The organism is Frankia sp. ACN1ag, from assembly GCF_001414035.1.
GTDB classification, from domain to species: domain Bacteria; phylum Actinomycetota; class Actinomycetes; order Frankiales; family Frankiaceae; genus Frankia; species Frankia torreyi.
Window position 1 is genome coordinate 208620 of sequence record NZ_LJPA01000001.1, and the last position, 14750, is coordinate 223369.

The following is a 14750-nucleotide window of genomic DNA, read 5'->3' on the forward strand; positions in this document are numbered from 1 at the left end:
AGCGGCGCACGGCAGGGCACACCGATACGAACCTAATTATCCCACTACGGAGAATCGGATAACAGAGCCGAGAGCCGGGACGAAAGGCATGGTTTGAACACGGAAAGCCGAGTCCACGATCAAGATGTGCGGCAGTGCTCCGACCGGGCGCGTGACGGCTCTCGATCGGCCGGCCGGACCGGTGTGCACGAGGGTGTGCACGGATCGTGCAACGCGCCGTGCACCGGTGTGCACGAGGGTGTGCATGCACGGCCCCAACGCGCGTGCGCGCGTCTGCGCGCGTTGGGCGTCCGGCCGCCCCCGGCGTGCACGGCGACCGACCCGACGATCACCGACGCCCAGGACGCGCCGAACCATCGCCCCGACACAAGCGATCGCCAGGCACACGAATATTCGCCTCGGAAGTGTCCGACCGAACGATCGCGGGTGGTCGGCACGGCAGCCACGGCGCCGTATCCTGAGGATGACTTGCGCACGCGGGCGAGAAGAGGGCGTGATGGTAGACGAGTCGGCACCGGGAACCCATCTCCAGAACCTGCGCCACCGACGTGGCCTGACTCAGGAAGCACTTGCGGACGCGGCTGGACTAAGCGTTTCCACGATCCGTAAGATCGAACAGGGCGGAAGCGCCCGAATCGAAACACTTCACATCCTCGCCCGTGCACTCGACGTCGAGACATCGACTCTCTTCGGGTCGGCTTCCCCCGCACCCACCCCCGACCGCGAGGAAGACAATAAGCTGAATCTTCTTCCTTTGCGTCGGGTACTCACTCCCGTTGTCGGCATCGGGGGCGCCGCATCCTTCACTGAACAGCCGTCCGGCGAGGTGCGGGAGGCAGATCTACGCGCGGCACTGTCGGAAGCCGTCCGCCTTTACCACGCTGACGACTTCGAGGCTGTCGCCGCAATGCTCCCTCGCATGGTCCGCGAAAGCCATTGGCTGATCGATCACGCCGCGTCCGAGGAACGGCCCCCACTGTTGCGGCTACGCGCCGAGATCTATCAACTTGCCGGATGGTTCCTCACGCAAGTGCGACAATATGATCTCGCCTATGCCGCTATTCGGGACGCGATACAGGACGCGACAGGCGCGGGCGACCCTCTTACCGCAGCATCTGGCGCCATATCGCAGGCGTGGTTGTTCATCAGGCAGGGTCGGTTCACCGATGCGGAATCGCTCGCCCGAGACACCGCCTCGACGATCGAACCGCGGATGTCCACGGCCAGCGATGCGGAACTCTCGGCATGGGGGTGGCTCCTGCTTCGCGGGTCGGCCGCCGCGATACGCAACAATCGGCGTGACTCCTCCGACGAATTTCTGTCGCTCGCCGAGGTTGCCGCGTCGCGTGTGTCCGTCATCCGCTCGCCCGGTCGCTATCACCAGTACCTGACAACCTTCGGTCCGCCGGTCGTGACGATGAAACGCGCCGAAGCAGTCATGATCGCGGGTGACGCGCGGGGCGTGCTGAGGCTCGCGGAGACAATCCCACAGCCACGTACTAGCCGATATCGGTCAGACAACCTGAGTCGTCACCTTCTCGACGTAGCGTCAGCCCACACCGCGCTACGCGACTACGGCGACGCCGCCGACATTCTTGTTCACCTGCGGAAGAACTCTCCTGAATGGCTGCGGCATCAGCGTAAGGGGAGGGACGTCCTGCTCACTATTCTGCGGACCCGCAAGCGATCGCTGAGTCAGGAGCTTCGCAGCCTAGCCGACTTCTTGGACACTTCCACGTAGAAAGCACGGCTAACACGTTACGTGGTAGTCGTGCTAGAGCGGGACGCAAACTACCATGGATCACCGCTCGTGATCGATCTCGCTGAACCCTAGATTCTTCCGCAGGCACCCGGGTCCGGTCGCAGCAGAAGGCCCTTACGCTCCCTTCTGACTCCCGGACTCGGGTCGCCGCCCGCGAAAAAGACCATGTGTCGATCGGCCCACAGGGCGGAGCGGAGGCGGGATGGACGAGGACGTCACTATTTACGCGCTGATCAGGCTAGGGCCGGTCGGCCCGAGAAAGGTGATCGTCTGGTTCGAGTCCCGCGCGGCGGCACGGCAGTACGCGCGAGACAACGAAATCGTACATTTCTCGATCGCCCCCATGGAGTTCGACGCCGGTAGGCCGCGCGCCAGCGAACCACAGAGAACGACCACGTGATGAGCGCCGGAAACAACGGCAAGAGCGTCGCGGAAGAGTTCCGGGAATACGCCGAGATCCTGCTTGACCGCGACAGTGAATTCGACGGCGACCCCTCAGGCGACCCGCCGCTACTCGCCTCGGACTACCGGCGTGCCCTCTACGCTGTCCTCGCTCTCGCACCGCAGCTTGAACGCACGAGAACCGGCCCGGTCAGTGACGGGGAAGCCGAGGCATACCGGCTCGGTGGCGCGGCCATGATCGACCGGATGCATATCGCGATCGGCGAGGCATGGGCGCCCCGACGACTCGCCGCGCGGGAACACCGACGGCACATCGGCCGACCCGGCCGACCCGAGATCACCGACGAACCCGACGAAGGATCGTAACTCATCACCTGAGACGAGTGCTAGCAGACTGCTTGCAAAAGTTAGCGCCCTTCCCTTTCGGCATCGGCTCGGGTCGCTTCGAGATCGCGAGCACGAAGAGGGGCTCCCCGGTTTCCCCGGGGAGCCCCTCTATACGCTCGGCGATCGTTCGGCTACATCATCCCCGTCCGGCTGGAGGGCTTGCGGCGTTCCCGCAGGTAGCGGTCAAGATCGGGGTTCAAGGTCCACCCTCGGAGCTCCACCCTTGGCCAGCAGGCATTACCCCCTTTCCCGCCACTCCGTCGGTCGCGGGGCGGGCGCGAGCAGGTCCGCGGAGCGTCGTCGCCTGGAACGGGTGGGACCACAGCGGCGCTTCCCACCCGTTTCGGCCGCAGATGCCGGGTCGGCTCGGCGAGGCGTCAGTCGATTCGCCGCTGCCCGACCGGCATGCTCGCTTATCCGCGCAGTACCTGGGTGCCGCCGGCGAGGCGGTCGTGGATGCCCTGATCCCGCGGGTCCGCGTTGATCGTGACGGCGATGACGACGTTGGCCGCCAGGAGCAGGAATGGCCCGAGGATCGGAATGATGTTGAACAGTAGAAACAGCTCACGGACCGCGGCGTTGTTGGGCCCGGGCCGCCCGCCGCTCGGCCCGACGACCCGCAGACCGAGCGCCTTCTTGCCCGGCGTCGTGCCGAGAGCGACGTCGAAGCCGACGAAGTAGGCATAGGTCACGACGGCGGTGAGGGCTGTCCATCCGAGCCCGTAACCGAGGATGAAGAAAGTCGTGATGTTGACGACGGTGAGGATCAGGTTGTCCAGAATACGGGCGCCGAACCGGACGCCCAGTCCGGGAAGTGCCGCACCCTGGGGTTGTCCTGCCCCATAGCCGGGTGCCTGGGGATACGGGGGATAGCCGGGCGCCTGGCCATAGGCCGGTCCCTGCCCGTAGGCGGCCGGCCCCTGGCCGTAGGCCGGTCCCGCGCCCTGGTTGTACTCGTCGCCGTAGGGACCGTTGGTCGTCATGAGTGCTCCTGCTCTCGTCGAGGCTGCCGGTGTGAACGGTATAGATGTGCCGAACTCCCCGCGCGGACAACAGGCTATAGTCGTATGTTTGACACCCTGCTTGAAGTGGGATGAGTGGCGCCGATACGCTTCCGATGATTCGGTACCGGCTACGAGCGTGTCGGGCGCCGTGGGAGCCCGCGGTTCCGCAGGCGAACGGCGAAGGCGATGCTTCCACCCTGCGTTTCTGGCCAGACGTTTACCAGCTGACAACTCGGCAGCGTGTACAAACAGGGGCAGCGGCACCAGCCAGACCGTCCCGTGGGACCATGCTCGGGAATGTATTGATGGGCCGGTGCGACCGGCGTCGATCGAAGCCGACGCGGTAGTCAGTCAGCGTGTCCGGCGGCGGACAGGAAGACTGTGGTCGGGCGGGCGGACGCCGTCGCGGTGGGGAGGAGAACGTCGGGGAAGGGGGGTGTTCTCCACCATTTCCCGGCCTTCTCCAGAATCGTCTTTACCCGCGAGGTGCGGGATTTTCTCGCGCGCCCGGTGCACCCGGTCGCCATAGTCAGGCAGGCCGGACGCGCCGCCGCGCTCAGCGTCGGACCTGACCGGGGATCGCCCCTGCGGGGGTGGAAAAACGATCCGGCCATCCCCCGCGAGCGACGCCAGGTCCGTCATCACCGGGAACAGGCCGCGGCCCACGGTGAACGCGATGTCCCGGCAGGTCCGGCGGCNGTCGATCCGGGCCAGCAGGTCGGCCTGCGTCCCGCCCGTCGTCCGGTGTCGTGCCGATGCCGTCGCCAACCGAGGGCGGCCCTGGGGCTCCAGACCCAGGTCGGCACGCCAGCGGGAGGCGCTCGTCAGCCGTCGGCTCGTCTCCCGGATGGCCCGCTCGACCTCGATTCCCGGCTCCACGGGCAGCACCGGGGGTAGGAAACCGGGGCCGGCGGGCTCCGTGGCCACACTCGCGATCTGGGTCAGGGCCAGGGCGAACAGGGCGTCCATCGTGGCCATCCGGGTCACCACCTGCACGCCCGCGCTGCCCAGCAGCCGGCGTTCGACCAGCGCCGTCGGCAGCCGGCCGCTCGGCGCGGCCGCGGCGAACACCTCGGTCCACTCCTCGTCGGAGATGCGCCCGGACCGCAGCAGCAGCGATTCGAGCCCGGGCGCCGCCGAGGTGGTGGCGGTCGTGAGCAGACCCTCCCGAAGGACAACCTTCCCGCTCGCCTCGCCCAGCACCACAACCGCACCCGAGAATTCCTCCCGGGCCTGCCGCCGGAGTGCAGCCAGCAGGATGTCGACGCCGGCCGGCATTTCTTCCGCCGGCTGTGTACCCGTCTCCTCCTTGTGGGGTGGGCCGTCGGTAGAAGAAACGGGACTCCGCGTGTTCTTTATCTCATCCGGCATCGTGGGGTCCTCGATGTGACAATCCGTTCGCGCACGGGTACGTTCGCCTCGTCTACACGATATGCCCGCCGACGTGCACACGAATACCAAAAGGCCTGCCGACGTAACTTCGTCATGCTGTCAACGGGTTGAAGGGTACCTCATGGACATCGAGACCGCGCTCAAGGAAGCAATGACAATCGACGGTGCGATCGGTGTTTCGCTCGTCGATTACGAGAGCGGAATGATGCTCGGTTCCGCCGGTGGCGGCCGGACACTCGATCTCGAGGCGGCCTCGGCCGGCAACACCGACGTCGTGCGCGCCAAGGCCCGCACCCTCGACGCCTTGGGGATCAAGGAGGGGATCGAGGACATCCTCATCACCCTCGATCAGCAGTACCACCTGATCCGGCTGCTCCATCGCGGTGGCAGCCCGCTGTTCTTCTACCTGGCCCTGGACCGGCCCCGGGCGAACCTCGCGCTCGCCCGGCACAGCCTGCGCGCCATCGCCCGCAACCTCGACCTCTGACGGCCCCGGCAGACGCCGAGTGGTGAGCCCTGTCGGTCCGCGCGGACTTCCGTGGCGAGAGAAATGAGGCATCGATGAGCACAAGCACGATCACCGGTGGGGTACTCGCCGAGCTCCACACCCTGCGGGAGCAGGTTCCGGGCGTCACCAGCAGCGCCGTCGCCTCCGCCGACGGCCTGCTGGTCGCCGCCGACGCCGACGGTNTCCGACCCGAGGTGCTCGCGGCCATGGCCGCCGCCGCCCTCGGCCTCGGCCGCTCCACCAGCCAGGAGGCCGGGATGGGGCCGCTGCGCGAGGTGATCACCCGTTGTCAGGGCGGGCACATCATCGTCTACGCGATCGGGGAGACCAGGCTGCTCGTCGTCCTGGGCGACGAGGGTCTCGACCTCGAACGCCTGCACCTGCAGTCGCGGCCCGCCGTGACCCGCCTCGCCGGGCTTCTCGCCGCCTGAGTCCGTCCGGGGTACCGGCTCCCGCGGTGGGCCGGTACCCCGCGACAGGCTCGCCTTCTTCCTGCTTCCGGTCACCGCGCCAGCCTGTGGATAACCGGGGATTGGCACGCACGGGCCAATGCGCTCGGGGCGGTCCGTGTGTTCGAATGCCCCCGTGCAGCCGTGTTCATTATGTGGCCACGAGTGGTCGTATCACCACGGCTCTGGACATTTATCCCCATGGGTGACCTGTACGTCCGGCTCGGTGAGCTGCTTCTGCCGGCGAACCGTCGAGGAGGCCCACCACGAGATGGGCGGCGCCTCCGGGCCAACGTGCGTCACCTGTGGGCAGCGTCCCGCCGAGGACACCCAGTGCCGTCCGTGCCGGGAGGAGCGGCAGCGCCGCGCGGAGGAGGAGTTCGCCGCCTGGTGGGAGCAACTCGGCCGCAGCCGTCGGGCCGGCCGCCGTCCCTCCCGCTGACGGTCCGCGGCCAGCGACCGACATGCCGGGCGTCGTCGCGTGAACCGCTCCACCGGCCCGACGGTGAAATATTCGGCTGGGGAGCGTCGATCCGTCGCACGGACGGCGGGAGCGTTCTGCCAAGCTCGTAGGCACAGCATGTCGAGGATCGGCGGCGGCCCGGTTCGGCATGGCGGACGGCGGGTGGCGGGTGGGGCCCGGCCGGCACTGCGCCGCCGTCCGTGCGGGCGCGCCGACGGTCGGATGGAAGGAGAAGCCCGCCATGGCCTCGCGTACCGCGCGATCGGATGAGACGAACGAGAAACGGGATCTGCGGGTCCGGGTCCTGGGAGAGCCGGTCGACGCCTATCCCGAGGTCCCGCCCGAGGTGGCGCGGGGCACCATCCGGCGCATCACGGTCGTCGGGGAGCCCATCCTCCACCGACCCTGCCGGAAGATCACCGAGTTCGGCACCCCGGAACTCGCCGCCCTCATCGACGACATGTTCGCCACGATGTACGGCGCAGAGGGGGTCGGGCTCGCCGCGAACCAGATGGACGTCGACGCCGCCCTGTTCGTCTACGACTGCACGGACGAGGACGGTGTCCGGCACGTGGGGCACCTCGTCAATCCGGAGCTGGAGGAGTCCGATCCCGCCGAGCGCCGGCTGGTCAAGGGCGAGGAGGGCTGCCTGTCCGTGCCGGGCGCCTACATGGAGGTCGCCCGGCTCGAACGCGCCGCCGTCCACGGCCAGGACTCCACCGGTGCTCCCGTGCGGCTGGAGGGCACCGGCTACTTCGCCCGGTGCCTGCAGCACGAGACCGATCATCTGTACGGCGGTCTCTACCTCGACCGGCTGTCCAGCCGGGGACGCAAGAAGGCGCTGAAGGAGATGGCGGAGCGGGCCGAGGAGGTCTTCGCCCGCCGCACCGAGGTGGCCGAGACCCTCGGCAGGTAGCCGCCGGCGAACCGGCGCCGGACGACGGCCGGTCGGCGAACCCGGGGCACTAAGTTCGGTACCGGCCGGATCGGGCGGTACCCGCCAGCCGGCGGGAAACGGGACGGCGGCACGACGACCCAGGGAAGGGAGCCGGCGGTGGACGCGGCATTGCGGCAGGTGGCCGAGGGGGCGACGGGCTTCATGCCCCCGCAGGAGGGGCTGGCGCTGTACACGGCGGCCACGACGATCCCGGCCGGTGGACTGATCTGCGAGGTCGGCACGTACTGCGGCAAGTCCACCCTCTACCTGGCCGCGGCGGCCCGGGCAGCGGGCGCCACGGTGGTCACCGTGGACCATCACCGCGGTTCGGAGGAGAACCAGGCCGGCTGGGAGTACCACGACACGACCCTGGTCGATCCGCGCACGGGCCGCCTCGACACGCTGCCGTTCCTGCGTCGGACGCTGGAACAGGCCCAGGTCGAGGACGTGGTGACGGCGATCGTCGGGCGGTCCGAACAGGTGGGGCGGTGGTGGTCGACCCCGGTCGCGCTGCTCTTCCTCGACGGCGGGCACACCGAGGAGCAGGCCCAGGCCGACTACTCCGCGTGGGGGCGCCACGTGGCCCCCGGCGGCCTGTTGGCCATCCATGACGTGTTCCCCGACCCCGCCGATGGCGGCCAGGCGCCGTACCACGTCCTGCTGCGCGCGCTCGACGAGGGCTTCCGCGAGCAGTCGCAGACCGGGTCGCTGCGGGTGCTACGCCGCGTCGAATGACCGGCAGCCGCACGCCGGTGGTGCGGAGTCCGGTGCTGCCAGCGGGTCGCCGTCGGGCGCCGGACGCTGGTCGGGCGGGCGCGGCTCCCTGCGGGAGCGGCCCGCGTCGGTGTCGGCCCGGCCGTCGAGCGGTGGGTGCAGCCCGACCGGCAGGTCGTCCCCGCGGAACAGCGTCTCGGTGACCCCGCCGGCCAGCGTGTCCGCCGCGAGGATCACCGCCGCGGCGGTCCACGTCGACTGTTCGACCGGCCAGAACGTGCGGTTGGCGAACTGCCAGCCCGTCCAGTAGCCGCCGTCGTCGTGCCGCAGATGCTGCATGTCCGCGACCAGCTTGGCCGCGGCGTCCGTCTCGCCGACCAGGTGCAGGGCGATCGCGAGTTCGCAGGTCTCCGCGCCGGTCACCCAGGGCTCGTCGGCCACGCAGCGGATCCCCAGGCCGTCGACGACGAAGTCGTCCCAGCGAGCGGCGAGCCGGGCCCGGCCGGCGGAGCGGCGCAGCGCCCCGCCGATCACCGGGTAGTACCAGTCCATCGACCAGCGGTCCCGCGGCGCGAAGTACTCGGGATGCGCGACCAGCGCGTGATGCAGCGCGCCGGTCGCCCGCTCCCAGGCCGGCGGCACCTCGCCGACGAGCGCGGCGAGCGCCATCCCGCACCGCAGGCTGTGCAGGGTGCTGGAGCAGCCGGTGAGCAGCGACTCGGGATAGTCGACGCCGTCCGACCCCCGCGCCCACCAGATCTGGCCGCTGGGGGCCTGCATGTCCACGACGAAGTCGAGCGCCCGGCGGACGACCGGCCAGATCCCGGCGGCGAAGGCGCGGTCCCCGGTGAGCAGCCAGCGGTGCCAGGCGGCCGTCGCCACGTAGGCGCACTGGTTGCTGTCGGCGAAGTCCTCCCTGACCGCCCCGGCCACGTGGCTGGTTGCCCAGGAGCCGTCGGCCCGCTGGTTGCGGCGCAGCCAGGCCCAGGCGGCGTCGGCCGCGTCGACGAGGCCGCCGAGGTCGAGCGCCATGGCGCATTCGAGATGGTCCCAGGGGTCGGTGTGGCCGCCGGGATACCAGGGGATGGCGCCGTCCGGTTCCTGGGCGGCGGCGATCGCGGTCGCGGTCGCGGTGAGCGCCTCGGGGGTCAACACCGGTGCAGACTCAACCGACCGCACGCGCTACCTCCGGTTTTCGTAGGTACAGGACGATGCTCTTGCCGATGACCGGATTGAGGATCCGTTCGGCGAGCCGCGTCACCTGGGGACGGCGCATCATGTCCCACACCAGCAGCCGGTGGTAAAGCCGCGTCGCCGGATGGTCGTCGTCATGGACACCGACAAGACACCGCAGCCACCAGTACGGTGCGTGCAGGGCGTGGGCGAAGTGGGTGCCGATCGGCTCCAACCCGACGGCGGTCAGCCGCTCGNGCAGCTCGGACTGCCGGTAGATGCGGATGTGACCGCCCTCGACGGTGTGGTAGGCCGTCGACAGGCTCCAGCACACCTGCTCGGGCAGGCGGTTCGGGACGGTGACCGCCACCCAGCCGCCGGGCCGCAGCACGCGGGCGATCTCCGCCATCGCCGCCGTGTCGGCGGGCAGGTGCTCGAGGACCTCGGCGATGATGACCCGGTCGAAGGTGGCGTCCGCGAACGGCAGGGCGAGCGCGTCGCCGCGCACCCCGGCCGCCCGCGCCGTGGCCGGCGCCTGCCCCTCCAGGGCCATCGCGGCGAGCATCGCGTTCACGCCGCTGACCTCGCCGAGGGAATAGTCCAGCGCGACGACGTCGGCGCCGCGCCGGAACGCCTCGAAGGAATGGCGCCCGGCTCCGCAGCCCAGGTCGAGCAGCCGGCAGCCGGCGGGTACAGGAAAACGATCGAAGTCGACGGTGAGCATGCGGCGCGGGCTCAGCCGGCGAGCGTCGGCGACGCCGACGCGCTCGCAGCGCCCGGCGCCGACGCCGACGCCGGGGCGGGCGGGACGGTGGAGGCCAGGCCGGCCGGGGCCGGCCAGGAGGCGGGTGTCGGCGGCGCCCATGACCAGGACGAGCCCGGGTAGGGCGAGGTCGGCGTCCCGCCCACCGCCGCGATCCGCTCGGCGTACCAGGCCGCGGTCGCGGCGCTCGCCGCCCGCCAGGAGAACCGCTCCTCCACCCGGCGCCGCCCGGCCGCCCCCATCCGGGCGCGACGCGCCGGGTCGTCGAGCAGCGTGCGGATGGCCCCGGCCAGCGCGTCCGGATCTCCCGGGGGGACCAACAGGGCCGCCTCGCCGTCGGCGCCGGCGACCTCGGGCAGCGCCCCGGCGGTCGTCGCGATCAGCGGAATGCCGCAGGCCATCTCCTCCACCGCGGGCAGGCTGAACCCCTCGTAGAGGGAGGGGACGACCGCGACCTCGGCGGAGCGCAGCAGCCCGATCAGCTCCTGCTCCGGCACGTTGGAACGGAACGTCACCGCATCGCCCAGGCCCAGTTCGGTCACCCGGCGCTGGGCCTGCCCGCCCTCGCGGACCTTGCCGATGCAGACCAGGTGCGCGGCGCGCTCGGAGCGCAGCTTGGCCAGCGCCTCCAGCAGCACTCCCAGGCCCTTGAGCGGCACGTCCGCGCTGGTCACGACCACGATGCGGCCGGGGACGGGGATCGTGCCGGCGGGCGCGGGGGNGAAGACGTCGGCGTCGACCCCGAGGGGCACCGTGTGCATGACCTCCGACGGCAGGTCCATGTCGGCGATGATCTCGCGCCGCGAACTCTCGGAGGGGATGACGATGCCGTCCAGCCGCTGCGCCACCCGGGCCTGCATCGGCAGGAAGGAGTACCACCGCCGCAGCCCCACCCGGGCGGTGAAGCTCGACGCCGCGGCCAGACTCAGCCGGCGGTCGACGGTGATCGGGTGGTGCACGGTGCTCACCACCGGGATCCGGTAGGGACGCAGCGCCGCCCGCAGCGCCAGCAGCCCGTAGCCGAGCCCCTGGTTGTCATGGACGATGTCGAACGGCGGCCGCCCACCGGCCGCCCGGGGCCGCAGCGCCTGGTAGGCGCGCAGGCTGAACGACAGCGGTTCGGAGAACTGCCCGGTCCGCATCATCCCGAACTCGACGACGTCGGGCAGCGCGCGCAGCTCCGCCAGGCCCGGCCAGCGGAACGGGTCCGAGTCGCGGTAGAGGTCCAGGCTGGGCAGCTCGGTGAGATCGACCCCGTCGTCGAGGTCGGGATACGGCGGCCCGCTCAGCACCTGCACGTGGTGCCCCAGGGCGACCAGTTCGCGGGACAGATGTCGGACGTACACGCCCTGGCCACCGCAGGTGGGCAGGCTCCGGTACGACAACAACGCAATCCGCAACTGTGCGCCCTCCGTCCGTTTCGGGCCAGTCCTGGTCCCTCGACGTCGAGGGTGGCGCCGCTTCATTCGCACATTAGGACATTGAGGTCCGATCTTCACTGTGTTCGCGTGCGACGCCAGCGGCCGGCCGGGTCGCGGACCGGCCGGCCACACGTGCGCGTCGACCTGCGGATCCGCCGGGCCACACGTCACAGGGACGCGCGGACCCGACGGACCGCGGGACCGCGGGCCGGCTGTGGACTACCGGACGGTTCGGTCAGTCGTTGTCCACAAGGACGACCTCGGAGGGGATGTTGCCCTTCGTGGCGCGGGAGTACGGGCACATCGCGTGCGCCGCCTCAAGCAGTTCCTGGGCGGTGGCCCGCTCGAGCCCCGGGATCTGCGCCTCGATCCTCGCGCCCAGGCCGACGGCGCCATCGTCGTCCCGGAGCAGCTCGATGGTCACCGACACCGCCGAGTCGGTGACGTCGGCCTTCTTGCNCCGAGCGACGGCCTTGAGCGCGCTGTGGAAGCACGCCGCGTAGCCGGTGGCGAAGAGCTGCTCCGGGTTCGTGCCCGGGCCGTCGTCCCCGCCCACTCCCTTCGGGATGGAGAGCTGGAGGTCCACCCGGTTGTCGCTGGATGCCACCCGCCCCTCGCGGCCGCCCCATGCGGTCGAGGTCGCCGAGTAGATCGTGGTCGCCATGTCGCCTCCGTGTGATGCTGTGCGTCGCCGGACGGATACCTTCCGATCGCGACGCGGGCTGTCGGAGCTCCGTGGAGCCTGTCAGATTTACGCAACCACGCTGGTGCCCTAAATATTCGCGGTCCACACCTACGTTTCCCGCTTAGCCTGAGCGGATGGTGCAGGAGGAGACGGAGCAGCTCGACCGGCCGCGGCGGGGACGCCCCCGTGACGCGACGATCGACACCCGCGTGCTCTCCGCCGCCGTGGACGAACTGGCCGAGCACGGCGTCGGCGGGTTCAGCGTGAACCGGGTCGCGGCCCGCGCCGGCGTCGCCAAGCGTGGCATCTACGTGCGCTGGCCGGCCCGCGACGATCTCGTCCTGCACGCGCTCGGGACCTTGGCGGCCGGGCTCGTGCCCCCGCGCACCGGGTCGCTGCGCACGGACCTGCTGCACCTCGCGCCCTACGTCGACGCGGTGTTCACCGAGCCCCGGCTGTCGATCCTCGCCCGGTGCATGGCCGAACTGCGCCGCTTCCCCGCGATGTACGCGGCGTTCCGGCGCGAGTCGGTCGACCGCTGCGCGGCCGCCATCGAGGACGCCCTGCACGACGCCATCTCCCGGGGCGAGGCCCGTGCCGACCTCGACACCGACCTCGCCGCGGGGGCCTTCCTGGGCGCCCTGCTGGCCCGGCACGCCTTCGGCGGCGCCCGCCAGCCCATCGACGATCCCGCCTTCCACGGCCGTCTCGTCGACTTCTGCGTCGCGGCCGTCCAGCCGGTCACCGTGACGCGCTCCGGCCCTTCCGACTGAGCCCCGTCCGCCGAACCCCCGTCCGCCGAACCCCCGTCCGCCGAACCCCCGTCCGCCGAACCCCCGCTCGCCGAGGCCCTCTCCGCTGAGCACCGTTCGCCGAACCCCTGTCCGCTGGGCACGGTTCGCGCCCCGTTCGCGAGCGCGGCGTCGACTGAGCGTCGTCCGTCCGCGAGGCCCGTCGGTCTGTCGGGTGCTCCCCCCACGGCCGAGGCACGGTGGATCGCGGGGGACGGTGGTCACCGTGCCGGCCCGTGCCGCGTTGTCCACAGCCGTCTCCCTTGGGGGACAGCGTCGCCACCGACTGGCACCCACGGGCGGGCATCGTGCTGTCCACAGCTCGACACGCCCAGGCGTCGCGCAAGCACGCCGACGTCAATGCCGCTCGGTGGGCCATCCACAGAGGGAACGGTGACCATCGGCGCTGATCGCCGCCCAGAGCATGCGCTGTCCACAGGCGCTGCCGGAGTCCACGAGGGGCCCCGTGCATTCCACCCGTGAGGCGGTGGATGCCCGGAGCCGGGATGGTCGCCCATGAGCAGCGTCCTCGACCACCGGTGCGCGGGGAGGGCGCCCGTCCGGACTGCTCGGTGCCCACGGCCAGGTCCGCGAGCGCAGCCACGATCAGCTCCCTGACCAGGAGTTTTCCGGGTTCTCCACAGGAGAGGTGCCGGCCTTCACGGCCGCTGGGGACGTTCCTCTGCGGTCACCGCCGCCCGCCTTCCGCGTCGCCTGTGGATAACGCTCGGCGCGTCCGCCACCCTCCTCGATGAGGAGCACCGTGCCGCACACGGTGACCATCTATGGTCACCGTGGCCGACGGTTCGTCGCTGTCCACAGGGGCACGGGTCCGCGCGGCGAACGGTGCTCGACGGTCGTCCCCCGAGGTTCCGGTCCAGCTCGACGGGGCCATGGCGCGGGCACCGTGCCAGATGCGGCCGCTGACCATCCATGACCTGCGTTGTGCCGACCGGGCGTCGCGGGCGCCATCCGCAGGGCACCCGTCCACAGCAGGCGAGCGCCGATCCGGCCGGCACCCCGGGCGGTCATGGTCGTTTCCTCGGACGGTTACCCGCGTTGATGCCCGATATCCGCCAGCCGGGAAGTCCACATGTCATCCGTGGGCACCGTGCGCGGATCAGCGCCGTCGCGCGGATCCGACTCCGTCGTCACCGCCGGGCCGGCGACGGTGTCCACGGGTGCGGCCGGGGCGCGGCGACCGCGGATCTCCCGCGGGCACCGTGCGGCGCAATGCCGGGTCAGACCGAGGCCCGCCCATGACCACCCCGGGTGCGCCTGCCGGAAATCCGCGGGCGCGGGCGCAGTGTCCCAACCTCTGGCGAGTGCGCGGGGGCGCGGCTGTCGTCCGGGAACCCGGGGTGGGCCGCGTGGCGGTTGTCCCCAGCTCTCCGGTGGGCATCGTCGTCCCCGGCGCCTGGGGACGACGTCGAGGAGGGCGCGGCCGGACGTACACCATCCACAGCGGGCCCTCGGTGCCTGCCCGCGGACGACCCGCACCGGCGCCAGCACACCGTCCATGGGCATCGCGCCTTCCACAGGCTCCCCCCGCAAGGAGAGCGTTGCTGCCGACCGGCCCCCGTCCGCGGGCATCGTGTTTTCACCGCCGGCAGCGACGGATGATCGCGTGAGCACGCCGAACCGGCGCGGGGGACCGAGCTGTCCACAGGGGTGACGGTGACCGTCGGCGTCGCCTGCCTCCGGGGCCCGCGCTCCACCGGCGGCCCGGCGCCCGGCGGGAGCCCCGCGCGTTCGGTGCACAAGCGGCGGCGGGTCCGCGGGCGTCCGCATGACCGGCGATGGGCAGCGGCCCGGCTCATCGGTGCGCGGGGAGGGCACCCGTGCGGACCGGCCATGCCCACGGCCGGAACCGCGCATCAAGTCACGCACAGCCCGGCT

The 14750-nt window shown here is 70.8% G+C and carries 12 protein-coding genes and 6 pseudogenes; 10 read left to right on the forward strand and 8 right to left on the reverse strand.

Features of this window, described 5'->3' with window-relative positions:
- Window positions 1-496 precede the first annotated feature (496 nt).
- The 3 genes from UK82_RS00885 (at window position 497) to UK82_RS00895 (ending at window position 2530) form a co-directional block, all read left to right on the forward strand.
- Window positions 497-1741 (forward strand): helix-turn-helix domain-containing protein, encoded by a 1245-nt coding sequence (locus UK82_RS00885; protein WP_055406075.1) that lies wholly within the window; start codon window positions 497-499, stop codon window positions 1739-1741.
- Between the two features lie 223 nt (window positions 1742-1964).
- On the forward strand, window positions 1965-2162 hold the full coding sequence (locus UK82_RS00890) for a hypothetical protein (protein ID WP_055406015.1): 198 nt from the start codon (window positions 1965-1967) through the stop codon (window positions 2160-2162).
- The gene (locus UK82_RS00895; RefSeq protein WP_055406016.1) at window positions 2162-2530 is read left to right on the forward strand and encodes a hypothetical protein; all 369 of its coding nucleotides are present in this window, start codon (window positions 2162-2164) and stop codon (window positions 2528-2530) included. Before UK82_RS00890 ends, UK82_RS00895 begins: the two co-directional genes overlap by 1 nt.
- 434 nt (window positions 2531-2964) lie before the next feature.
- Here the strand turns inward: UK82_RS00895 and UK82_RS00900 are convergent, their stop codons facing one another.
- Window positions 2965-3534 carry an RDD family protein gene (locus UK82_RS00900; RefSeq protein WP_044888666.1) on the reverse strand — a complete coding sequence of 190 codons (570 nt, stop codon included), beginning with the start codon at window positions 3532-3534 and terminating at the stop codon, window positions 2965-2967.
- Between the two features lie 1534 nt (window positions 3535-5068).
- Here UK82_RS00900 and UK82_RS00910 point away from each other — a divergent pair.
- From UK82_RS00910 to UK82_RS00925, 6 genes and pseudogenes are all read left to right on the forward strand, one after another.
- On the forward strand, window positions 5069-5434 hold the full coding sequence (locus tag UK82_RS00910) for a hypothetical protein (protein ID WP_044888664.1): 366 nt from the start codon (window positions 5069-5071) through the stop codon (window positions 5432-5434).
- Between the two features lie 74 nt (window positions 5435-5508).
- A pseudogene (locus UK82_RS34785) lies at window positions 5509-5637 on the forward strand (dynein regulation protein LC7); the annotation flags it as partial.
- A gap of 1 nt (window position 5638) precedes the next feature.
- Window positions 5639-5886, forward strand: a pseudogene (locus UK82_RS00915) (roadblock/LC7 domain-containing protein); the annotation flags it as partial.
- 223 nt (window positions 5887-6109) lie between these two features.
- Window positions 6110-6346 carry a hypothetical protein gene (locus UK82_RS32345; RefSeq protein WP_152989776.1) on the forward strand — a complete coding sequence of 79 codons (237 nt, stop codon included), beginning with the start codon at window positions 6110-6112 and terminating at the stop codon, window positions 6344-6346.
- Window positions 6347-6608: 262 nt separating this feature from the next.
- Window positions 6609-7283 (forward strand): peptide deformylase, encoded by a 675-nt coding sequence (def, locus tag UK82_RS00920; RefSeq protein ID WP_044888669.1) that lies wholly within the window; start codon window positions 6609-6611, stop codon window positions 7281-7283.
- A gap of 138 nt (window positions 7284-7421) precedes the next feature.
- The gene (locus tag UK82_RS00925; protein WP_055406019.1) at window positions 7422-8039 is read left to right on the forward strand and encodes a class I SAM-dependent methyltransferase; all 618 of its coding nucleotides are present in this window, start codon (window positions 7422-7424) and stop codon (window positions 8037-8039) included.
- On the opposite strand, the gene UK82_RS00930 is transcribed toward UK82_RS00925, so the two are convergent.
- The 7 genes and pseudogenes from UK82_RS00930 to UK82_RS34815 all read right to left on the reverse strand — a co-directional run.
- Entirely contained in the window at window positions 8022-9197 is a 1176-nt protein-coding gene (locus UK82_RS00930) for a hypothetical protein (protein WP_044888660.1), read from the reverse strand. The genes UK82_RS00925 and UK82_RS00930 overlap by 18 nt on opposite strands.
- Window positions 9184-9448 (reverse strand): annotated as a pseudogene (locus UK82_RS34790) (SAM-dependent methyltransferase); the annotation flags it as partial. The gene UK82_RS00930 and the pseudogene UK82_RS34790, both read right to left, overlap by 14 nt.
- Before the next feature lies 1 nt (window position 9449).
- Window positions 9450-9915, reverse strand: a pseudogene (locus UK82_RS34795) (class I SAM-dependent methyltransferase); the annotation flags it as partial.
- Between the two features lie 11 nt (window positions 9916-9926).
- Window positions 9927-10675: glycosyltransferase family 4 protein (locus UK82_RS34800; protein WP_236705321.1), on the reverse strand; the 749-nt coding region annotated here is incomplete at its 5' end.
- Window position 10676: 1 nt separating this feature from the next.
- Window positions 10677-11354 (reverse strand): annotated as a pseudogene (locus UK82_RS34805) (glycosyltransferase family 4 protein); the annotation flags it as partial.
- A 256-nt stretch (window positions 11355-11610) separates the two neighbouring features.
- Window positions 11611-11834, reverse strand: a 224-nt coding sequence (locus UK82_RS34810; protein WP_236705322.1) for an OsmC family protein, incomplete at its 5' end; no start/stop codon positions are given.
- A 1-nt stretch (window position 11835) separates the two neighbouring features.
- Window positions 11836-12039: pseudogene (locus UK82_RS34815) on the reverse strand (osmotically inducible protein C); the annotation flags it as partial.
- A 155-nt stretch (window positions 12040-12194) separates the two neighbouring features.
- Here UK82_RS34815 and UK82_RS00950 point away from each other — a divergent pair.
- On the forward strand, window positions 12195-12833 hold the full coding sequence (locus UK82_RS00950; protein WP_044888657.1) for a TetR/AcrR family transcriptional regulator: 639 nt from the start codon (window positions 12195-12197) through the stop codon (window positions 12831-12833).
- Window positions 12834-14750: the final 1917 nt, after the last annotated feature.

What these genes read in the sequence shown, in the direction of transcription:
- UK82_RS00885 (WP_055406075.1), top strand. Translation starts at nt 497, where the DNA reads ATGGTAGACGAGTCGGCACCGGGAACCCATCTCCAGAACCTGCGCCAC.
- UK82_RS00890 (WP_055406015.1), top strand. Translation starts at nt 1,965, where the DNA reads ATGGACGAGGACGTCACTATTTACGCGCTGATCAGGCTAGGGCCGGTC.
- UK82_RS00895 (WP_055406016.1), top strand. Translation starts at nt 2,162, where the DNA reads ATGAGCGCCGGAAACAACGGCAAGAGCGTCGCGGAAGAGTTCCGGGAA.
- UK82_RS00900 (WP_044888666.1), bottom strand. Translation starts at nt 3,534, where the DNA reads ATGACGACCAACGGTCCCTACGGCGACGAGTACAACCAGGGCGCGGGA.
- UK82_RS00910 (WP_044888664.1), top strand. Translation starts at nt 5,069, where the DNA reads ATGGACATCGAGACCGCGCTCAAGGAAGCAATGACAATCGACGGTGCG.
- def (WP_044888669.1), top strand. Translation starts at nt 6,609, where the DNA reads ATGGCCTCGCGTACCGCGCGATCGGATGAGACGAACGAGAAACGGGAT.
- UK82_RS00950 (WP_044888657.1), top strand. Translation starts at nt 12,195, where the DNA reads ATGGTGCAGGAGGAGACGGAGCAGCTCGACCGGCCGCGGCGGGGACGC.